The following is a 20,516-nucleotide window of genomic DNA, read 5'->3' on the forward strand; positions in this document are numbered from 1 at the left end:
AGGCAAGCTCGCTCCTACAGTGTGAATTAGTTAATTAAACCTGCAACAAACGCTCTCGGAGTTTGCCGATTTCGTCGCGCATTTGTGCTGCGGCTTCGAACTCCAGATCGCGGGCCAGGGCGTACATCTTTTCTTCCAGTTGACGAATACGCTTGCTGATCTCGCTCGGTGAACGCAGTTCGTTTTCGTATTTGGCGTTTTCTTCGGCTGCCTTGGCCATGCCTTTGCGCTTCTTGCTGCGCGAGCCCGGTACCACGGCGCCTTCCATGATGTCGGCAACGTCCTTGAACACGCCTTTTGGAGTGATACCGTTGGCTTCGTTGAACGCGATCTGTTTTTCGCGACGACGTTCGGTCTCGCCAATTGCCCGTTCCATCGACCCGGTGATGCGGTCGGCGTACAAAATCGCCTGCCCGTTCAGGTTCCGAGCTGCCCGGCCAATGGTCTGGATCAAGGAGCGTTCGGAGCGCAGGAAGCCTTCTTTGTCCGCATCGAGAATGGCCACCAGCGATACTTCGGGCATGTCCAGGCCCTCACGCAGCAAGTTGATGCCTACCAGCACATCAAATACCCCGAGACGCAGATCGCGGATAATCTCGACCCGCTCCACGGTATCGATGTCCGAGTGCAGGTAGCGCACGCGCACCCCGTGATCGGCCAGGTAGTCGGTCAAGTCTTCGGACATGCGCTTGGTCAGTGTGGTCACCAGAACCCGCTCTTGCTTGGCCACGCGCTTGGTAATTTCAGAGAGCAGGTCGTCGACCTGAGTCAGCGCCGGGCGAATTTCGATTTGCGGATCGACCAGGCCAGTCGGCCGTACCACTTGCTCGATCACTCGGCCCGCGTGTTCGGCTTCGTAGTTGCCCGGGGTCGCCGAGACGAAAATCGTCTGCGGGCTGATGCGTTCCCACTCGTCAAAGCGCATGGGCCGGTTGTCCAGCGCCGAGGGCAAGCGGAAACCGTATTCCACCAAAGTCTCTTTACGCGAGCGGTCGCCTTTATACATAGCCCCGACTTGGGGCACGCTGACGTGGGACTCGTCGATCACCAGCAGTGCATCGGCGGGCAGGTAGTCAAACAGCGTCGGTGGCGGGGCACCCGATTCACGCCCCGAGAGGTAGCGCGAGTAGTTTTCGATGCCGTTGCAGTAGCCCAGCTCCATGATCATTTCCAGATCGAAGCGGGTACGCTGTTCAAGGCGCTGCGCCTCGACCAGTTTGTCGTGGGTACGCAGGTATTCAAGGCGTTCCTTGAGCTCTTCCTTGATCCCGTCCACCGCTTCAAGAAGGGTTTCGCGCGGGGTCACGTAGTGGCTTTTTGGGTAGAACGTGAAGCGCGGCATTTTCCGGATGACTTCACCGGTCAGCGGGTCAAAGGCGCTGATGCTCTCGACTTCGTCATCGAACAGTTCGATGCGGATCGCTTCAAGGTCAGATTCGGCCGGGTAGATATCAATCACATCGCCGCGCACCCGAAAGCTTGCGCGGGCAAAGTCGATGTCATTGCGGGTGTATTGCAGGTCTGCCAGGCGGCGCAACAGTTCGCGCTGGTCGAGTTTGTCTCCGCGGTCGACGTGCAGCACCATCTTCAAATAGGTTTCCGGGCTGCCCAAGCCATAAATGCACGACACCGTGGTCACAATGATGGCGTCTTTGCGCTCCAGCAGCGCTTTGGTGGCCGACAGCCTCATCTGTTCGATGTGGTCGTTGATCGAGGCGTCCTTCTCGATAAAGGTATCGGAGGAGGGCACGTAAGCTTCGGGCTGGTAGTAGTCGTAGTACGAGACAAAATATTCCACTGCGTTGTTGGGGAAGAACGTTTTGAACTCGCCATACAACTGCGCGGCCAGGGTTTTGTTGGGCGCCAGTACCAACGTTGGTCGGTTCACATGGGCGATCACGTTGGCAATGCTGAACGTTTTGCCCGAACCGGTTACCCCGAGCAAGGTCTGGTGCGACAGACCGGCCTCGATGCCTTCGATCATCTGGGCAATGGCCACGGGCTGATCGCCTGCGGGCTGAAAGCGGGTAACAAGCTGGAAATCGGACATAACGGACCTCTGGATGCGCTTCCTTATGCAGGAATGGACCCCGCCAAAGCGTGAAAGACTGCGTGCGACGCATGCCGCCGAGTAAGCAGGATACGTCTAAATATGGAGATCGTGACCGACTGTTTCAAGGTGCGATCACGGCAGGGCTGTTCAGGCGAATATTGCAATTAGACCAGTGGGCAGAAAATAAACCCAAATACTTGCGCAAAACCGGGTTTCGCCTGTTGCCCCAAACGTGATCAGCTTTATACTTGCTCCCCGTTTGTGCACCGCTCTAGTGCAATCGGCTGGAGCGTTGTTACCCCCTCCATCATCCATTCAGAGCCGCCGTAATAATGAGCCTGTTCTCCGCTGTCGAAATGGCACCACGCGATCCTATCCTGGGCCTCAACGAAGCATTCAACGCCGATACTCGTACCACCAAAGTGAATCTGGGGGTCGGTGTTTACTGCAACGAAGAGGGACGAATTCCACTCTTGCGTGCCGTTATCGAAGCCGAAACCATCCGGGCAGCCGAGCACGCTTCGCGCGGCTACTTGCCGATTGATGGCATTCAAGCCTATGACCAGGCAGTACAGAAACTGCTGTTCGGTGCGGATTCGCCACTGCTGGCGGCTGGCCGTGTGATCACCACCCAATCGGTAGGCGGTACAGGCGCGCTGAAAATTGGTGCTGACTTCCTCAAGCAACTGCAGCCAGACGCTGTGGTCGCGATCAGCGATCCAAGCTGGGAAAACCACCGCGCACTGTTTGAAGCTGCCGGTTTTCCGGTGCAGAACTACCGCTACTACGACGCTGCCAGCCATGACGTAAACCGCGCTGGCATGCTCGAGGACCTCAACGCCTTGCCTACCGGCTCGATCGTTGTGCTGCACGCATGCTGCCACAACCCGACCGGCGTCGACCTGACCCCGGCAGACTGGCAGAACGTGCTGGACGTGGTTAAGGCCAAAGGCCTGATTCCATTCCTGGACATGGCTTACCAGGGCTTTGGCGACGGTATCGCTGAAGACGCCGCTGCCGTGCGTCTGTTTGCTGACTCGGGCCTGAGCTTCTTCGTTTCCAGTTCGTTCTCCAAATCGTTCTCGATTTATGGCGAGCGTGTAGGTGCCCTGTCGATCATCACCCAGTCCAAAGACGAGAGCGCCCGCGTTCTGTCCCAGGTCAAGCGTGTGATTCGCACCAACTACTCCAACCCGCCGACGCACGGTGCAAGCATTGTCGCGGCCGTCCTCAACAGCCCGGACCTGCGCGCCAAGTGGGAAGCCGAGCTGGCTGAAATGCGTCAGCGTATCCGCGGCATGCGTCTGCAAATGGTTGAACTGCTGTCGAAAAAGGCACCGGGTCACGACTTCAGCTTTGTAGCGCGCCAGCGCGGCATGTTCTCGTACTCCGGCCTGACTGCTGAGCAAGTAGGGCGCCTGCGCTCCGAGTTTGGCATCTACGCCTTGGACACTGGCCGTATCTGTGTGGCGACCCTGAACCAGCGCAACATTGAAGCGGTCACAGACGCCATTGTGAAGGTCATCTGATTTTTTTTGAAAAGAAGTCAGCGCATGTGTTGACTTCTTTTTATATATCAGTAAGATAGCCCTCATTCCGCGATAGCTCAGTTGGTAGAGCAAATGACTGTTAATCATTGGGTCCCTGGTTCGAGTCCAGGTCGTGGAGCCAGATAAAGATTCAGAGGCAGCTCAAGCGCTTCTGAATCGCTCGAAAAACCCGCCTTATGGCGGGTTTTTTCGTTTTGGCTTTTCGGCGGGTACCGAAGTGATGCCGTACAGCCGATGCAATTGCTCGGTATCGACGTTGCCCCTTTATCTTCCAAGAAAAAAGCGCACCTGATGCAGGTGCGCTTTATGTATGACGTCGTTTCTTTCGATGGGAATCAGAAGTTGTACTTGAGCGACGTCATGAGGTTTCGCGGAGCGCCGTAAACCCCTGCGCTGGTTGTGGAGTAGTACTCCTTGTCGAACACGTTGTTCAGGTTGACCCACGCTGACAAGTTGTTGGTGATGTCGTAACGCGCCATCAGATTGGTGACGGCATAGCTTTTCTGCTCGTAGTAGCTGAGGTCAACGCCGGTTTTGCTCTGCCAGTTGATGCCAGCGCCGACGGTCAGTTTGTCCAGCGGACCGGTTAGTCGGTAAGTGGTGAAGGTCTTGAAGCTGTGGCGCGGGATCTGGGTAGCGATGCGATTGTCATCCTGATCGGTGGAGACGCTGTAGGTGTAACCGCCCGCTGCTTGCCAGCCTTCGCCCAGTTCGCCGTTGAATTCCCATTCCACGCCTTGGGTCGTGGTGCCCTTGCTGGCTTTGTAGGCTTGCCAGCCGGACTGGGTGCGGTTATCGCCATCGGGAATGCCCAAGTTGTCCTGTTCGACCTTGAACAAGGCCAAGCTGGTGTTAAATCGACCTTCGTTAAACGCCGCTTTGACGCCGGCTTCGTAGCCAGTGCCTTCCAGTGGGTCCAGATAGGAATCGGTGGTGGTCTGCAGCGATTGAGGATTGAAAATCTTGGTGTAGCTGGCGTACACGGACCATATCTCACTCAAATCGTAGACAAGGCCGACATAAGGGATGGTGACCCCAGTTTCCCTACGATTGGATTTCGTTACGTCGCCTGAGAAATAGCGCGTCTCGTCATCCTGTTTCCAATCGATCACGCGACCGCCCAGCATCAGCGTAGTGTCATCGTTGAGGTGCAAGCGCGTGGTCAGGTAGGCAGCGTACTGGTTCTCCTTAAAGTCCTGGCGGCCGGTATTGACGAAGTCTGGCTTGTCGACACTGCCGTTCCAGTCACCGATTGCGCCAATGTTGCCGTCATAGTCACCGCCGGGGCGAACCCAGCCGCCGTAATCCGGTGCATTTTCGTTACGGATCTGCGACAGGGTCACGCCAGTGATCAATTCGTGTTCACGGCCAAATAGCTGGAACGGGCCGGTCAGGTAAGCATCTACCGCGTTCTGTATCGGATTGCCCTTGAACTTGTTGGGCATGACGTAGGCGCCCTGACCGGTGGTTTTATCTATATCTCCCGCCAGATAGACGATTTCTGAGTCGTACTTGTTTTCGTTGCGGCTGTATTCGACTTTTCCACTCCAGCCATTGTCGAACTGGTTTTCGAGGGATGTGAAAAAGGTGCTCTGCTCGTGGTCGTAATAATTCCAGTCAGCACTGGTGTTGAACGAACGCTTGAAGTCGGTGAGGCTGCCATCGCTGTATTTGAGCGGGAAGCCACTGCGCGGTGGCTGGTTGGTGTGCTGGGTCTGGTAGCTGAAACCGACGGTCAGCAGCAGAGTGTCCGACAGGTCGAACTCAGTGATGCCGTAGATCAGATTGTTGTCCTGTTTATAACGGTCGATCCAGGCGCCCTGGTTCTTGTAGTCCACGACCAGCCGGCCGCGGATATTGCCAGTCTCAGTCAACGGGCCGGACACGTCGACGCTAGCGCCATAACGATCCCAGCTCCCGGCCTCAGCGCCAATGCTCATTTGGGCCGAGTCAGTGGGGCGCTTGCGGATCATGTTGATAGTGGCCGACGGATCGCCCATGCCGCTAATAATACCGGTTGATCCACGGACCACTTCGATGCGGTCATACATGGCAGTGTTCTGGGTGTAGTTGTCCAGGCGCGAGGAGGTGGGCACACCATCGATTTCATAGTTATTGATGGCGAACCCGCGTGAGTAATAGCTGTCGGTGTCTGCGCCCAGGCCTTCACGTACTACGGTGATGCCGGAAACGGCTTCCAAGGTATCAGTCAGGTTTGTCAGGTGTTGGTCTTGTATACGTTGTTGGGTGATCACTGTGATCGATTGTGGCGTTTCCTTGAGAGGAATATTCAGCCGGGTGGAACTGCTGGAGGAATCAGTGGTGTAAGAGCCCGTGCCTTCGGTCGTTGAGCCAGGCGCCTTGCCGGAAATCGATAGTGCGCCCAGCTCAAGCGCTCCGCCAGTGCCTGGCTGCAACTGATAGCGTCGCTCACCGGTCTGCACCACCGTCACCTCACTGCCTGCCAGCAAGGTGCGCAGTGCCTGTTCCACACTGTAGCTGCCGTGCAGCGCAGGGCCTGTCTTGCCGGCGGTCAGCGCGGCATTGCCCGCCAGGTAGATTCCGGATTGGGCGGCAAGCTGGTTGAGTTGGTCGACAAGGGGGCCGGCGGGCAGATCGAAACGCTGTACGCTTGTCTGTTCAGAGGCTGTCGCAAGTGATGCTACGCTCAGACTGGCTGCTATAGCCAAGGCCAGGCTGGCGGTCAGCGCCAAGGATGGTGGTGAGTTACGCAGGAATGAGGGCATAAATAGTTCCGGTCAAAGGAGGCATTAAGCCGTTGCCTTCTCTAATTCGAATGAAAATTCAAAACCGGAAGCACGGGCGCAAAAAATATCAGCGCGCAAGCACCGTAACCCACCAATCAAATCGTCGCTCGATGCGTATGGGCAGCACCTGCTCGAGCGTGGCCAGTACCTGATCGGTGTCCTCCAGCGGGAAGGTACCCATCACCCGTAAGTTGGCAACTTGCGGGTCTATCCCCAGATGTCCATGGCGATAGCTGGCCAATTCATCGATAAAATCTCCCAGGCGCATATCGTTAGCCATCAACACGCCTTTAATCCACGCTTCGCGCCCGGGCTGGGCACGTTGCATCGCGGACAGGCTTTGGCGGTCGAAGTTAACGCCCTGACCTGCTGGCACGATGAGAGTTTGATGGGTATCGCCACAGCTGGCTTGCACGCTGCCTTCGTACACGTTGAGTAACGTGCGGCCATCATGTTCTCGCACGCTAAAACGCGTGCCGATTGGGCGTAGACGACCCTGCGGTGTGTCCACCACGAACGGCCGTGGGTCGTTGCCTGTATTGATCAGGATTTCACCGCTATAAAGTTTTAACTCACGCTGATCGGCGCTGAAATTCACATCCAGTGCCGTACCGCTGTTAAGCCAAAGGCGTGTGCCATCGGTCAATTGCTGCACGCCCAGTGGGGTGGTAGTGGTGTAAAAATCGGTGGTCCAGTTGCCTGGTAGCCAACGCTGCTTCCAACTTCCCCAGCCCAGTGCTGCGCCGCCCACCAGAAGCGACAAGCCGCGCAATACCTGGCGGCGTGAGCGCCGGGAATGGCGCAAGGTTTCCAGTGTCTGGTTGGCCCCCGCGATATCCTCCTGCAGCGGTGCAAAACGTTGCGCAACGCGTGCGACATAGCTCCAGGCCAGGCGGTTGAGTTCACTATGGGCATGCCATTGGCGCCAGGCCTCATGCAACGGCAAAGCATCGGGTTCAGCGCTCAGGCGGGAATACCAGTCGGCGGCTTGTTGCAAGGTGGCATGGTCAAGCCCACCAGGGGTGGTGGTCATAACAGCGCTCCGTCCAGTTCGGCTTCCAGGACCATGCATTGGAACATGGCCTGTCCGATGTATTTGGTGACGGTGCGCTCGCTCACGCCAATGCGCAGCGCAATCTGGCGATAGCTCAAACCCTCGATCTGGGCCAGGCAAAACGCCTCTGACACCTTGGCCGGCAGGCGATCGAGCATTGCCTGCAAATGCACCAGAGCTTCTAGCACTAAGGCGCGGTGTTCTTCTGACGGCGCGCAGTCTTCAGGCCGACTCGCCAATACCTCCAGCCAAGCTCGTTCCACGTGCTTGCGCCGAAAGAAATCCACACACACGTTGTGCGAGAGCCTGCTTAGATAGGCGCGGGCATGCACTTCGTTGTCGAACTTACGCGGGTGGCCTAACAGACGCACAAACACGTCGTGGGCGAGTTCGGCGGCATCACTGACATTGCCGAGTTTTCTCGCCAGATAGCGCTGTATCCAGCCGTGATGGGCGACATATAAGCTGCCAACGCTATACGAAGGGGCAGAGGACTCGGGGAAATGAGGCATCGAAATGTCTTACGAATAGGAATTATTACCAATAGTAGTAGGGTATGGATGACACCACAATCGAAGAGTGAGTGGTGCTTCGGATCGAAATAGTGTATTCGCTCAAATGAGCAAGGTTCGCACGGCCCGCCGAAGGGCTAAGTGCGATCTAACGCCTGACGTGCAAAAGCTAGGGGTTTAACAGGGGCGGATGCTCTAGCATGCGGCCCGCATCAAGACACTACACGCGCTTGGCGACCAGGGCGTAAAGCCCATTTAGCGGGTCATGCAAAGCAGGGGCATGACGGTGTTGTCAAAGTGACGAACGGTCTTAGCCTCACCCATCGTGCCCGTGCTTGAGTGTCTGCGCTTCTCCCTGGGCAAGCATCCATTGCAGCAGCGCGCTCACCGGCACTCGATGCGTGCTTTCAACCCATTGCACGCCTTCGAGGCTGTATTGCTCGATGTAGCGGCTGAGCACGATTTCATCTCGATCATCGGACAAGCACAGGCTGGTTTCGCTGCACTGCAGGGTAGCGGCGTCAGTTTTTACCAGGCGTTGCTCCAAAAGTATGGGGGTATTTTCAGCAGGCATGGCACACATTCTCGATCGCGGGAAGCTGATGCTCGCATGGCTGTTTTGCCCGTGTGTGTCTGCTTTGTTGCCACGTTGAAATATATGACGGGGCGCGCCGAATAGTTTTAGATATGAATTCTTACAGAACTTAAGTGAAGTGCCGGTGAGCAGTCTGTTGATCGTAGACGACGACCTTGAGGTCCTTGCGCTACTGAAGAAATTTTTTGAGCAGCACGGCTATTCGGTGCAGGTGGCAACCGATGGCGCAGCGCTGTGGGCGGCGTTGGCGATCCAGTCGCCGGACCTGATCATTCTTGACCTGATGCTACCTGGCGAAAACGGCCTGGCGCTGTGTCAACGCTTGCGTCAGCAGCATTCAACGCCCGTCATCATGCTGACCGCCATGGGCGAATTGAGTGATCGGGTCGTCGGCCTGGAAATGGGCGCCGACGATTACCTGAGCAAGCCGTTCGACGCCCGAGAGCTGCTGGCCCGGGTGCGCTCAGTGCTGCGTCGTGCGGTGCAAAGCTCGCCCTCGAGCGGGGAGACGGCACGGCCAATCTTGATGTTTGCCAATTGGCAACTGGACCTGACGCGTCGCGAGTTGCGTTCGCCGGACCAAGTGATGATCCCGCTGTCGGCTGGGGAGTTCGATCTGTTGCTGGTTTTCCTTGAGCACCCCCAGCGCATTCTGACCCGGGAGGTGTTGCTGGATCTGGCGCGCGGCCCGACCCATGAAGCGTACGATCGCAGCATTGATGTGCAGGTCAGTCGTCTGCGCCGCAAGTTGGAGTTCGACAGTAACGGGGTGGAGATGATTCGCACAGTACGCAACGTCGGCTACCTGTTCACGTTAGACGTGGTCCGCAAGTGAAGGGCTGGGTTGCACGCTGGCGCCAGCACTCGCGCAATACCATCACCCGCTGGATTGCCCTGACGACGCTGGCGGCCATGCTCACGGCGCTGGGCTTCAACGCTCTGTTTACCCGGTTGGCGGGCGTCTGGGCCTATCCGTCCATCACCGAAATAGGCTTGCTGGACCGTACTGCGCTGGTCACCAGGATGATCGAGACATCTCCCCGGGAGCTGCGCGAACGTCTGGCGACGGCGGCCAGCACCAGTAACTCGAAGATCAGTTGGCATGCCACCCATCAGGAAATGAATTTGCCGGCGATCCATGAAGACACCCGTCGGATGGTCACGCCGCAGACGCAACACTTGTTAAACAAGCCGCTGGACCGACTGGAGCTCTACGAGCCCGGCGACTGGCCGCAAAAGAACGGCCATTACGCCCTTGTGGTTCACTTGAACGACGACTCCTGGTTGATGTTCAGCGTGGTGTCGCGCAGTTGGGGCCTGGGGGAATGGCAACGCACGCTGATCCTGATCGGGATGGTGCTGCTGTCCACGGTGCTGGTGGCGCTGATTGCCACCCGCCACCTGGCCAGACCGTTGCATCGATTTGCCGAGGGAGCAAGGCGCTTTGGGGTCGACTTCCGGGCGCCACCCATTGAACCGCTGGGCCCCAGGGAAATCCGTCAGGCCATCCTTGCCTTCAATGCCATGCAGGCGCAGTTGCAGCATTTCATCAAGGACCGCACGCAGATGCTCGCGGCCATCTCCCATGACCTGCGCACGCCCTTGACGCGCATGCGCCTGCGCGGTGAGTTCATTGAAGACCCGGAGCAACAACAACGGTTGTTTCGGGATGTCGATGAGATGCAGGCCATGATCAATTCCAGCCTGGAGTTCTTTCGCGACGATGCCCGACTCGAAGAGGCCACACCCTTTAACCTCGCCGAGTTGCTGCAGACACTGATCGACGATTACCGCGATCAATCCATCGAAATTGCCTATAGCGGCCCGCCGCATCTGGTGTATGTCGGCCGCCCGATGGGGCTCAAGCGCGTCATCAGCAACCTGTTGGAAAATGCAATCCGCTACGCCAGTGAGCCGGCCATCGAACTGAGCAACGATGATCGGCAGGTTATTGTCCGGGTTCTGGATCGAGGCCCGGGTATCGCGCCTGAAAGCCAGGAACAGGTTTTTTTGCCTTTCCATCGGCTGGAGGGATCGCGCAATAAAAACACTGGCGGCGTAGGCTTGGGCCTGTCGGCCGCCCGAGCGATCGTGCTGGAGCAGGGCGGAACGCTGACCCTCGAGAATCGCAAAGGGGGCGGGCTGGAAGTCACGGTGTTGCTGCCTGTGTTGAAGGCTGAACGTCGGGGGTAAACAGCGCCGCGGCCGCCATCGCGCACACGGCACATACCACCCAAAGTGCCCCCCAGCCCCAATGGCTCACGATCGTTGAAGCCGCAATAGGTGTGAGAAACAGCCCGAGAAAGGCTCCGCAGTTACCCATGGCAATGGCGGTGCCTGAGCGCCGGGCACCTGCGAGGGTGCCCAGTTCGGCGTATGCCACGCCGTGCCAGATCGAGACCAGCGTACCTGCCAGTATCAGCGCAAACGTCAGTGCAACGCTTGCCACTGTGGAAGGGATTGGCAGCACGCAGGTAGCGATACACAGCGCCCCAAACGCGGCGGCGCTGAACACGGCGCAGCCTTTGAGGTAAGCGCGTCGATTATTGCGCCGGTCGGTCCAGTGGCCGCTCCACAAACGGCCGACAATGGCTCCCGCCTGAATCAGCGCCAGAATCAGCGAAGCCGTGGTCACGCTAAGACCGACGCCATCGTGGAAGAACACCGTTGCATAGGTCAGCAGGGTAAATTGCGGTGCGCACAGCAGGCTGATGGCCAGTGCCGTGCGCCAGACGTTGAGGTCCCGCAACGGGCTTTCACGTTGTTGCGCAGGCTTCATGGCGGTGTTAGCTGGCTCATGAATCCAGCGCCACACCAGACCGCTGCACAACAGGCACAACGCGGCAGCGCTGGTAAAAACAACCCTGAAACCGAAATGCTGTGCGAGCCAGGGCAATAACACGGCGCCCAATGCATAACCCGTTGGCACGGCGGTTTGACGGATGCTCATGGCAAGCCCGCGTTCATGCGCCTCAAACCAAAGCATGATGGCTCTGCCGCTGGCTCCGTTCACGCTGCTGCCCAGAAAACCGGTAGCGAACAGTCCCAGGCACAGTCCGAGCGCGGTCGGGGCATCGCCAGACAATCCTGCCAGCAAGAGCAAGGCGAGCGCTGCGCTTAATAGACCGGTCAGCAGCACAGGGCGGTCACCCCAGCGATCTGTCAGCAACCCCCAGGGGATTTCACTCACGGCAATGCCCAGCCCGAGAATTCCCAGCGCCAGCCCCAGCTCACTGTTCGACAAGTGATAACTGCTGCGCAGATACACCGCCGTGGCCGGCACCCCACCCACCACACTAGAAAAGCTGACATTGGCGGCTACGCCTGCGGCCAGGACCTTCCAGCGATGTTGTTGATTGAACGGCATCGATTCTCTCCCGATGTATGGCTTGTGAGGGCTCAGCGTCCCATGCCATGATCGTGCGGAAAATCAATTAATTTTTAAAATAATCCCAAAAAACAGGATGGTTATGCGTCCGGTCAGTTTCGATATTGATGTGCTGCGCAGCTTCGTCTGTGGGGTCGAGTCAGGCAGCTTTGCCGCGGCGGCAGACAAGCTTGCGCGTTCGACGTCGGCCATCAGCGCGCAGATGAAAAAGCTTGAGGCGCAGGTCGGCGTGCCTTTGCTGCGCAAGGCAGGTCGAGGGCTGGAGCTGACCCATGCAGGCGAGCAACTGCATGACTATGCGCGGCGCTTGCTGAGCCTCAATGATGAGGCGCTGCTCGCCGTCTCTGAGGCGTCTCTGCAAGGTTGGGTACGATTCGGGCTGCAAGAAGACTTGAGCGGATTTTTACCTTCGGTGTTGGGCCAGTTCAGCCGTGCTCATCCGCAGGTCAACGTAGAAGCGCAGATCGCCCGCAATGCCGAGTTGCTCAGCCGGCTGGAGTCCGGCGCGCTGGACATGGCCGTGGTGTGGGGCGAGGGCGGTCGGCGCAGTGAAGTGATCGCCCGTTTGCCGATGCGCTGGATCGGTTCCCAGCAACAGCCGTTGGCCTGGCGAGCCAACGCCGCAGAACCCTTGCCGTTGATCATCTTTGACACACCTTGCCCGTTTCATAACGCAGGCACCGAGGCGTTGAACCGTGAAGGCCTGGATTGGCGTGTCGCTTTTACCAGCTCCAGCCTGCCCGGGTTGGTGGCGGCTACTCAGGCGGGGCTGGGCTACAGCATCAGAACCCGCTTGGGCTTGCAAACGGGGACCTGTGTACTTGACGAGCAGCAGCACGGGTTGCCGGAGCTGCCTTGCATCGCGTTGACCTTGCGCTATCAGCAGGCGGAGAGATCAGCGGCCATCGAGCGCTTGTCGCGTATCGTCTTGCAGGCGATCCGATTGCAGTTGGAATGAAGGGCCCGGCTGAGATTACTGCACTTCGATCACCACCTTGCCAAAGTGGCTGCCGCTCTTGAGATACGCATAGGCTTGGGCAGCCTGCTTGAAAGGGAAGACGCGGTCGATGACTGGCTGTCTGGCCGCAAACGCACTTGCTTCCAAGCAAGACTCGGGCGGCAATCGATGCATTGGTGGCCGAGATGCCAGGCAAGGTCGAGACGTTGTCAATCTAAGCCCAATCGAAACCTGTGCAGCCAGTCCTAATCGTCAAAAAACACCAGCGCCCGCAGTTCGATGCTGCGCCGTGGCGGTGCGTCAGGTGAGGTGTTTGGATCATCAAACGCGGTGTGCGCCCCGGCACGCGCCACTCCGTTGGTGCGCGAGTCGTAGATCTTCAGCAGCAGCGCCTCATCGGGTTGCAGTTGCGGGTAGTAGTACCAGCGATGTTCCGGATTGGCGCGCACCGAGAAGGTTTCGCCCACCTTGTCGCGGTACACCAGATCGCTGGGCAGGAAGTCGGCCGGGTCAATTGTGGTGGCGTCGCACAGCGCCAGCGGAGTGGAATACACCGGGCCGCCGATGGGCCGCCACACATTGATGATTGCAAAACGCTTGAGCAATCGCTGCTCGGCTTCCTCGGCGGGCAAATGGTCGCGCACCCGGCGTATTGCGGAGCGTTCTGTCTGATCGTTGTGCACATAACGGACCGGCTCGCGCAGCCCTACGGCCTCACGGCCAGGCTGATCGATGCGAATGGTGTGATCGAAAATCACCGTCTTCACCGCCCCCGTGTGTGCACGGATCAGTGCATCCGTTTCTGGGTAGTACCATTGGCGAACCAGTTCTTCATTTTCCAGATCCGGCACTTGGCTGGCATGGGCGATGCGTTCAAAACCTTGCACATCCAGCTTCGCGGCTACGGGCAGTTGACGGGCGTTCTCGATGCGCACGCGAGTGGGCTGCAAAATGCCGGTGCGCTGTGGCTGGCCGTCGGGTTGTGCATAGGTGTAATTGATTGGCCGGATACCGTTGTCCAGCAGGTAATTCAGTTCGCCGGTGACGGCCTCGAGGCTGATATTCGATTGCAGACTGCCCATGACGACATCCTCGCGTTGTGGGTTAGAAAGGTTCCTTGAAAGGGCGCAAGTCCAGCTCTTGGGTCCAGGCGCTCCGAGGTTGTGAATGCAGGTACCAGTAGGCTTCGGCGATGTCGTCGAGTTGCAACGTGCCTTCTTCGCCCAACTGTTGAAAATACTGCGGTGCATGCCCGCGCAAACGGTCACCGTCGATCCCGCCATCAATGATCACGTGAGCGACATGCACGTTTTGTGGGCCGAACTCCCGGGCGAAGGTCTGGCTCAATGAGCGCAGCCCGGCCTTGGCTGCTGCGAAAGCTGCGTAGGGTGGTTTGCCGCGCAACGACGCGGTAGCGCCGGTGAACAGCAGGGTTCCGCCGCCGTTGTCCAGCAGCAGGCGGGTCGATTCCCGGGCGAACAAAAAGCCGCCCAGTGTCGAGGATCGCCAAGTGGTTTCAAACAATTCGGCACTCAGCTCCAGGCTGGGGGCGGCAACCGAATTGCCAACATTGAAAATGGCAACGCGCAGCGGCCCCAGGGCCTTGACTTGCTGCACCGCGTCGAGCAGGTTCTTTTCGTTGCCGGTATCCAGCACAACCGCCACAGCCTGACCGCCCGAGGCATGAATATCCTCGACCACTGCGTCGAGCTTGTCTTGACTGCGACCACTCACCGCGACCCTAAACCCGCCCTGCGCAAAACGCCGTGCCAGCGCCGCTCCCAGGCCCTGTACGGCGCCCACGCCAGTGATCCAGGCAACTGCTGCAGAACTCGACATACCGGTATTCCTTGAACAGAGAAGAAAGCACTCTACCCAGAGATCCCCGGTGCCGACCAAGAACATCGCACGCTAACGATATACCCGTACCTGTCGATCAATCGACGGACTGCTCTGCCGCAGACATTACGGGTTGACGGCTCAACACCATGACCGCAATCGCGCCCAGCAGCGAAACCCCCACCAATAACAGCATCGACGCCCGGTAACCCGATAGAAATACCGTCTGCGTCAAGGCACCCGTTGACAAAGTCACCGAGCTATAAAGGGCCGTGGCAATCGTCAAGCCCAGCGCGCCGCCCAGGTTGTGCAACGTCCATGACGTGCCCATCGCCACGCCGCCCAGTGGCTCCGACACCGAAGACAGCGCAGCCATGGTGGAAGGGCCCAACATGCACCCCCAGCCGATGCCCATGCAGGCAAACGCCAGCACCACACCCGCCAGGCCACTGTTCAGGCTAAATGTGGATTGAATCAGTGCCGACAGCGCCAGGAATCCCAGGCCCGCAATCAACACCGGTGTGGTGCCGTGGCGATCCACCAGCCGCCCGGCGAGCGGCGATACGACCGACATCACCAGGGTGGTCGGCAGCAGCATCCAGCCAATGCCCGCGCTGTCTTGGCCGCGTACAAAGCCTAAGTACAACGGCATCAGGAAAAACGCCGCGCAGTAAAAGAACGCCAGGCAAAACGTCGCCACACTGGCCGCCATAAAGCGCGGGTTGCTGAAGATCCCAAGGTGCAACAGCGGTGCTTCGGCCCGGCGTTCAACACGCACAAACAGGGCCAACAGTAGCGCGGTCACCAAGGCCAGCAGCAAGGTTTGAGCAGACGCCCAGCCCCATTCGCCCCCCTGGCTGATCACCAGCAACAGGCCTGGAATGCTCAGCATGAGCAACAGCAGCCCCGGGACGTCCAGTTTTTGCATCGCAAGCGTGCTGCGTGAAGGTCGCAGTTGCCCCAGGCACAGCGCAAAAGCGAGCACAATCAATGGCACATTGAGCAAGAACACTGAGCGCCAACCCAGTGTCGCCACCAGTAACCCACCGGCCACCGGACCGGCGGCCAGGCCTAGACCGTTGGCTGCGAACAGCAGCCCCAGAGCCATGCCGCGTTGCTCCGGCGGAAAGGCATCGGCCACCAGATTGGCCGACGTGGTGTAGAGCACAGCGCACGCCAGCCCCTGCACAAAACGCCAGGCAATCAGCGCGCCGATCGAGGTCGAAAACCCGGCCCCCAGTGATGCGAGGGCAAACACCAGCATCCCTGCATACAGCGCGCCACGACGGCCATACAGGTCCGCCAGTCGCCCGGCGGCTACCATGAATGAACAGAGCGCCATGACAAACATCGTCACCACCCATTGGGTTTGCTCGATGCTCGCGTGCAACTCGGATTGAATCGCCGGTATGGCGGTGTTGACGATGGTGAAGTCGATACAACCCAGAAAACTGGCAATGGCAATACCGCCCAGGGCCAGCCAGCGGCTGTGCGTTGGAATAGCAGAAGGCATGACAGACAACGCTCATGAAGGAGAGAGGAGGGGGCAGTTTACTTGTGATATTTATTCCTCAGTTCAGCTATAAATACGCAAGTCCAATGACTGAAAGTCTTAAATAGAAAAGGTCGACTAATGGTTTCAGTAGAAGGATTGACCGGAATCCAGGCGTTCGTGGCGGCGGTGCAAACCGGCAGCTTCAGTGGCGCTGCCCGACAGTTGGGGCAAACGCCCTCCGGTATTGGCAAAGCCGTTTCGCGACTTGAGCAACGGCTGGACGCGCGGCTGCTGTATCGCACCACCCGCAGCTTGTCGTTGACCGATGAAGGGCTGGGGTTCTATGAAAGTTGCGTGCTGGCGCTGGAAGAGTTGCAGCGCGCGCAATCCTCCCTGAGCGAGCGCCGCAGGGTGCCTTCGGGGCGGTTGCGGGTGGCGGTGCCTGTTCTGCTGGGGCGGCACTGGATTGCGCCGTTACTGCTGCAGCTGGCCGCCGAGTATCCGGCGCTTGAGCTGGAAATGGTTTTTTCAAGCCGCGCCGTGGACTTCGCCGAAGAGGGCTACGACCTGGCGGTGCGCGTCGGCACCCTGGAAGACAGCACCACCCTGGCCGCGAGAAACATTGGTAGCCAGAGTCTGGTGGTGTGCGCGTCACCGAGCTATCTGCATCTACACGGTAAACCGCAGGAGCCCGCGGATCTGGTCAATCATGCGTGCATTGGCACGCTGCGCAACGGTCGGGTTGAGGGTTGGCATTTTTCCGGTTTGCCGGGCAAGGCGACGATGATGGACGTTGAGGCGCGCTTGCGACTGGGCGACATGGAAGCGGTCGCCGCAGCGGCGCTCAACGGGCATGGGCTGGCGCAATTACCTGGTTGGCTGGTTGCGCAACAGATCCAGCAGGGCGCGTTGGTGCCAGTGTTGCAAGCCTGGCGGGCCCCGAGTCTGCAGATCCATGCCGTGTGGCCCGCATCCCCGGCGATGACCGCCCGAGTGCGCATCGTTATAGACCTGCTCCGGGAGTCGCCGCTGCCGGGTCGAGAGCCCATATGAGTACCAGGCGCGCCTCACACCCCCGTAGGAGCGAGCTTGCCTCGCGATCTTTTGATCTCGATCCCGCGCTCATCCATTGAGGCTCAACACCCAAAACAGCTATATCCATAGCAATAAACGGTATTGGTATATACCAGATTTCGCCTTTATAAATCGCCTACTCAAAAAACAGCGCCCTCCACAGTGATGGTGGCAGGGCAGGAGCGCGGTAATGATTGGCGTACGAGTAATGCTCGAATATTTCCACCCCTGGCCGAATTCGGCAGGGCTTTATCTGGCCCGTGAACGAGGCTGGTACAGCGACGCCGGTCTGGATGTCGAGTTGGTGGTGCACGATCCCTGGCGGGGCGACACGCTTGATCATTTGCTCGGTAAAGCCGTGCAGTTTGGTCTGTTCCCCAGCAACCGCTTGTTGGTACGTCGCGCCCTGGGCCAGCCATTGCGTGGTATTGCGGCGATCAACCATTGCGGCCTTGAATCAATTCAAACCCTTACCGACTCCGGTATTACCCGGCCCCGCGATCTGGCCGGGCGTCGTCTGGCGATGAACCCGACACCGCGTGGGCTGGCCATGGTCCGGCACCTGGTGGCAGCCGATGGCGGCGATCCGGATGCGCTCATCATTGTCGACAGCGGTGTACGCGAACTGCGCCCTGAGGAATTGGCAGCCGGTGCCGCCGATGCCAGCTTTGGTGGCTACTGGGCCTGGGAAGCGTTGATAGCCAGTCCCATCGCCGACGAGCGTCGCGTGGTTTGGCCGGTGGATGACATCGGTGCCCCGGCCTACCACAGCTACCTGTTGGGTGCCCACGAAGACACGCTGGCGGCTGACCCGGAACGGGTCCGCACCTTCCTGGCCGTCACCGCACGCGGTTACTTGGCCGCCGCACACGATCCGCTAAGCGCCTTGCAGGCGTATGAGCACGCAACGCCGTACTTTCCAAGTGAGTTGCTCGCGCAGTCCTTGCAGCAGATCGCACCGACCTGGCTGCACCAAGGCCGTTGGGGCGAGCAGCGTGAAAGCCTGCTGCAACCCTATGCCCAGTGGCTGCATGAGCATCAGGTGCTGAACGACGCGGATGCCTGGCGTGGCGCGACCACCAATGCGTACTTGCCGGAGTCGGTCTGATGGCAGAAGCGCGCAGCAGTGCTCATGGTCTGGGACTGGAGCCGGTACAAGCCGACTGGCCAGCGATTTCCGACGCGGCGATTGAGCAATTGCTCAGTCATTACGGCGACGTTGGCAGCTTGCGTGAAGTCAACTGGCACAGCCCGCGTCCTTTCTCTGCGGCCTGCCTGATCACCACCAGCCAGCAGCCGCTGTTCGTCAAACGTCATCACCGCTCGGTGCGCGAGCCTGAGTGGCTGCGTGAAGAACACCGCTTTATGGCGCACTTGCGTGGCAACGGCGCGCCGGTGGCCGAGGTGCTGACCAGCATCGAGGGCGACACGGCGATTGCCCTCGGTGAGTGGACCTATGAGGTGCATCAGATCGCTGCCGGGCAAGACCTCTACCGTGAAGCGCTGTCGTGGACGCCGTTTCAGGCGTATCAACATGCCTGGGCCGCGGGGCAGAGCCTGGCTCGCTTGCACAATGCGGCCAGCGGTTTTACCGCGCCGCCACGTCAAGCGCCGGTGCTGTTGGCCAACATTCGCCTGTTCAGCCAGGCTGATCCCATTGCCGCCATTGAAGCAGCCTGCGCGAGCGATCCGGCGCTGGCGGCTTACCTGAGCCAGCGCGATTGGCGTCACGATCTGCAAACCCTGCATCTGCCTTATCACCGGCAGTTGTATCCGCTGCTCGCGGCGCAACAGCCGTTGTGGACCCACAACGACTGGCATGCGTCCAATTTGCTCTGGAACACCGCTCAGTCCGACAGTCAGGTCAGCAGCGTGCTGGACTTCGGTCTGGCCGATCAGACCTTTGCGCTCTTTGATCTAGCGACCGCCGTGGAGCGCAACAGCATTCCCTGGCTCGAACTGGACATCGGCGGCAGTGCTGCCGCCTCGCTTGAATCGGTGGACGCCATTATCCAGGGCTACCACAGCGTGCGACCGCTATCGGCACAGGACCTGTTGACCCTGGCCGCCTTGCTGCCGCTAGTGCACACCGATTTTGCGTTGTCAGAAGTCGCCTATTACCAGGGCATCGTCGGTTCCGAGGCTAATGCAACGGTGGCTTACGAGGCGTACCTGATCGGCCATACGCGCTGGTTTAACGGCGTAGAAGGTCAACGCCTGTTGGCTCATCTGCACGATTTGGCCGTTCGCGTCGAAGAGGGTAAGCAGCCATGAGCGATACCACGAGCAGCCCATTGATCAGCCCGCAGGCCTTGTACGCGGTGTTGAGCGATCTGAACCTGTTGATTATCGATGCCACCGTTGAGCTGCCCGCGCCACGATTTGACGGGGATTATCAGGTGCGTAGCGGCCGCGATGGCTGGCTGCAAGCGCACATACCCGGCGCGGTGCATGCCGACTTGTATGGCGCCCTGGCCGATCAGCAGGCGTCGTTCAGTTTTGCCTTGCCGGGTATTGAACAATTGGCCAGAGGTTTCGCTGAACTGGGCATCAGCCCGCAGCGGCGCGTGGTGATTTACGACCGCAATGACGGGTTCTGGGCCGCGCGTCTGTGGTGGATGCTGCGCAGCGTCGGGTTGCAGGCCGAAGTGCTGGATGGCGGTTTCAAGGCCTGGCAGCACGCAGGTTTGCCGCAGCAGGGTGGTGACGTTGCGCCACAGGCCAGTCACTGGCAGCCAGCCTATGAACAGGGATTCTGGATCGACCGTGCAGGTGTTGAGGCCATCCTCGCCGGGGAGCGCTCCGCGACCCTGGTCTGCGCCTTGTCTGCCGGTTTGTTCGAGGGCAGCGCCGTCACCCGCTATGCGCGCCGCGGGCATATCCCCGGTAGTTTGAATATCCCGGCCCGCGGTCTGTTTGACGAGCACGGCCGCTACCTGCAACCCCAGGCCTTGCGCACCGTACTGGAACCGCTGCTGCAAACCACCGCGCCTGTGGCTGTGTATTGCGGAGGCGGTATTTCTGCCGCCGCCCAGGCGCTGGCGCTTACATTAGTCGGTCGCGCCAACGTCTTGCTTTATGATGGCTCCCTTCAGGAATGGGCCGCTGATTCTCGCTTGCCATTGACCACCGGAGCAGCTCCGGCCTGACGCCTTCGGGCACTCAATCCAGTAGTACCGGGGCTTGCAGCCCAGGCGTGTTTGCGGCCCCGTGCCCGGCAAACAGCGTTG

The 20,516-nt window shown here is 59.3% G+C and carries 18 protein-coding genes and 1 tRNA gene; 9 read left to right on the forward strand and 10 right to left on the reverse strand.

Going from position 1 to position 20,516, the window contains the following annotated elements; all coding sequences use genetic code 11:
- Positions 1 to 34: 34 nt before the first annotated feature.
- Entirely contained in the window at positions 35 to 2,050 is a 2,016-nt protein-coding gene (gene uvrB, locus NTD86_RS03565; RefSeq protein WP_262200783.1) for an excinuclease ABC subunit UvrB, read from the reverse strand.
- Between the two features lie 335 nt (positions 2,051 to 2,385).
- On the opposite strand from uvrB, the gene NTD86_RS03570 reads away from it, so the two are divergent.
- On the forward strand, positions 2,386 to 3,582 hold the full coding sequence (locus tag NTD86_RS03570) for an amino acid aminotransferase (protein WP_262200784.1): 1,197 nt from the start codon (positions 2,386 to 2,388) through the stop codon (positions 3,580 to 3,582).
- A gap of 66 nt (positions 3,583 to 3,648) precedes the next feature.
- Positions 3,649 to 3,724: transfer RNA gene (locus NTD86_RS03575), tRNA-Asn, on the forward strand.
- A gap of 214 nt (positions 3,725 to 3,938) precedes the next feature.
- Here the strand turns inward: NTD86_RS03575 and NTD86_RS03580 are convergent.
- The 4 genes from NTD86_RS03580 to NTD86_RS03595 all read right to left on the reverse strand — a co-directional run bounded on the left by NTD86_RS03580 (position 3,939) and on the right by NTD86_RS03595 (position 8,511).
- Entirely contained in the window at positions 3,939 to 6,350 is a 2,412-nt protein-coding gene (locus NTD86_RS03580) for a TonB-dependent siderophore receptor (RefSeq protein WP_262200785.1), read from the reverse strand.
- Positions 6,351 to 6,438: 88 nt separating this feature from the next.
- Complete coding sequence (locus NTD86_RS03585; RefSeq protein ID WP_262200786.1) at positions 6,439 to 7,404, reverse strand: FecR domain-containing protein; 966 nt, start codon at positions 7,402 to 7,404, stop codon at positions 6,439 to 6,441.
- Positions 7,401 to 7,937, reverse strand: a complete 537-nt coding sequence (locus NTD86_RS03590) for a sigma-70 family RNA polymerase sigma factor (protein ID WP_262200787.1) — start codon at positions 7,935 to 7,937, stop codon at positions 7,401 to 7,403. The genes NTD86_RS03585 and NTD86_RS03590 overlap by 4 nt, the downstream gene beginning before the upstream one ends.
- 316 nt (positions 7,938 to 8,253) lie before the next feature.
- Positions 8,254 to 8,511, reverse strand: coding sequence for a hypothetical protein (locus NTD86_RS03595; protein ID WP_262200788.1), 258 nt, complete (start codon positions 8,509 to 8,511; stop codon positions 8,254 to 8,256).
- Positions 8,512 to 8,656: 145 nt separating this feature from the next.
- On the opposite strand from NTD86_RS03595, the gene NTD86_RS03600 reads away from it, so the two are divergent.
- Positions 8,657 to 9,367, forward strand: a complete 711-nt coding sequence (locus tag NTD86_RS03600) for a response regulator (protein WP_262200789.1) — start codon at positions 8,657 to 8,659, stop codon at positions 9,365 to 9,367.
- Positions 9,364 to 10,725 carry a sensor histidine kinase gene (locus NTD86_RS03605; RefSeq protein ID WP_262200790.1) on the forward strand — a complete coding sequence of 454 codons (1,362 nt, stop codon included), beginning with the start codon at positions 9,364 to 9,366 and terminating at the stop codon, positions 10,723 to 10,725. Before NTD86_RS03600 ends, NTD86_RS03605 begins: the two co-directional genes overlap by 4 nt.
- Here NTD86_RS03605 and NTD86_RS03610 read toward each other — a convergent pair.
- Complete coding sequence (locus tag NTD86_RS03610; RefSeq protein ID WP_262200791.1) at positions 10,682 to 11,899, reverse strand: MFS transporter; 1,218 nt, start codon at positions 11,897 to 11,899, stop codon at positions 10,682 to 10,684. The genes NTD86_RS03605 and NTD86_RS03610 overlap by 44 nt on opposite strands.
- Positions 11,900 to 12,002: 103 nt before the next feature.
- Between NTD86_RS03610 and NTD86_RS03615 the strand changes: the two genes are divergently transcribed.
- Positions 12,003 to 12,878, forward strand: coding sequence for a LysR substrate-binding domain-containing protein (locus tag NTD86_RS03615; RefSeq protein ID WP_262200792.1), 876 nt, complete (start codon positions 12,003 to 12,005; stop codon positions 12,876 to 12,878).
- A gap of 15 nt (positions 12,879 to 12,893) precedes the next feature.
- On the opposite strand, the gene NTD86_RS03620 is transcribed toward NTD86_RS03615, so the two are convergent.
- From NTD86_RS03620 to NTD86_RS03635, 4 genes are all read right to left on the reverse strand, one after another.
- Positions 12,894 to 13,025, reverse strand: coding sequence for a zinc-binding dehydrogenase (locus tag NTD86_RS03620; protein WP_262200793.1), 132 nt, complete (start codon positions 13,023 to 13,025; stop codon positions 12,894 to 12,896).
- A 98-nt stretch (positions 13,026 to 13,123) separates the two neighbouring features.
- The gene (locus NTD86_RS03625) at positions 13,124 to 13,960 is read right to left on the reverse strand and encodes a CmcJ/NvfI family oxidoreductase (RefSeq protein WP_262200794.1); all 837 of its coding nucleotides are present in this window, start codon (positions 13,958 to 13,960) and stop codon (positions 13,124 to 13,126) included.
- A 22-nt stretch (positions 13,961 to 13,982) separates the two neighbouring features.
- Entirely contained in the window at positions 13,983 to 14,717 is a 735-nt protein-coding gene (locus NTD86_RS03630) for an SDR family NAD(P)-dependent oxidoreductase (protein WP_262200795.1), read from the reverse strand.
- A gap of 97 nt (positions 14,718 to 14,814) precedes the next feature.
- A complete protein-coding gene (locus NTD86_RS03635) occupies positions 14,815 to 16,230 on the reverse strand; it encodes an MFS transporter (protein WP_262200796.1) in 1,416 nt (471 codons plus the stop codon).
- Positions 16,231 to 16,350: 120 nt separating this feature from the next.
- Between NTD86_RS03635 and NTD86_RS03640 the strand changes: the two genes are divergently transcribed.
- The 4 genes from NTD86_RS03640 to NTD86_RS03655 all read left to right on the forward strand — a co-directional run bounded on the left by NTD86_RS03640 (position 16,351) and on the right by NTD86_RS03655 (position 20,435).
- Positions 16,351 to 17,265, forward strand: coding sequence for a LysR family transcriptional regulator (locus NTD86_RS03640; protein WP_262200797.1), 915 nt, complete (start codon positions 16,351 to 16,353; stop codon positions 17,263 to 17,265).
- Between the two features lie 211 nt (positions 17,266 to 17,476).
- Positions 17,477 to 18,394, forward strand: coding sequence for an ABC transporter substrate-binding protein (locus NTD86_RS03645; protein ID WP_262200798.1), 918 nt, complete (start codon positions 17,477 to 17,479; stop codon positions 18,392 to 18,394).
- Positions 18,394 to 19,560 (forward strand): phosphotransferase enzyme family protein, encoded by a 1,167-nt coding sequence (locus NTD86_RS03650; RefSeq protein ID WP_262200799.1) that lies wholly within the window; start codon positions 18,394 to 18,396, stop codon positions 19,558 to 19,560. Before NTD86_RS03645 ends, NTD86_RS03650 begins: the two co-directional genes overlap by 1 nt.
- Positions 19,557 to 20,435 carry a sulfurtransferase gene (locus NTD86_RS03655; protein ID WP_262200800.1) on the forward strand — a complete coding sequence of 293 codons (879 nt, stop codon included), beginning with the start codon at positions 19,557 to 19,559 and terminating at the stop codon, positions 20,433 to 20,435. The genes NTD86_RS03650 and NTD86_RS03655 overlap by 4 nt, the downstream gene beginning before the upstream one ends.
- Positions 20,436 to 20,516 lie beyond the last annotated feature (81 nt).

The organism is Pseudomonas sp. 7P_10.2_Bac1 (assembly GCF_025465935.1).
Taxonomy (GTDB): Bacteria; Pseudomonadota; Gammaproteobacteria; order Pseudomonadales; family Pseudomonadaceae; genus Aquipseudomonas.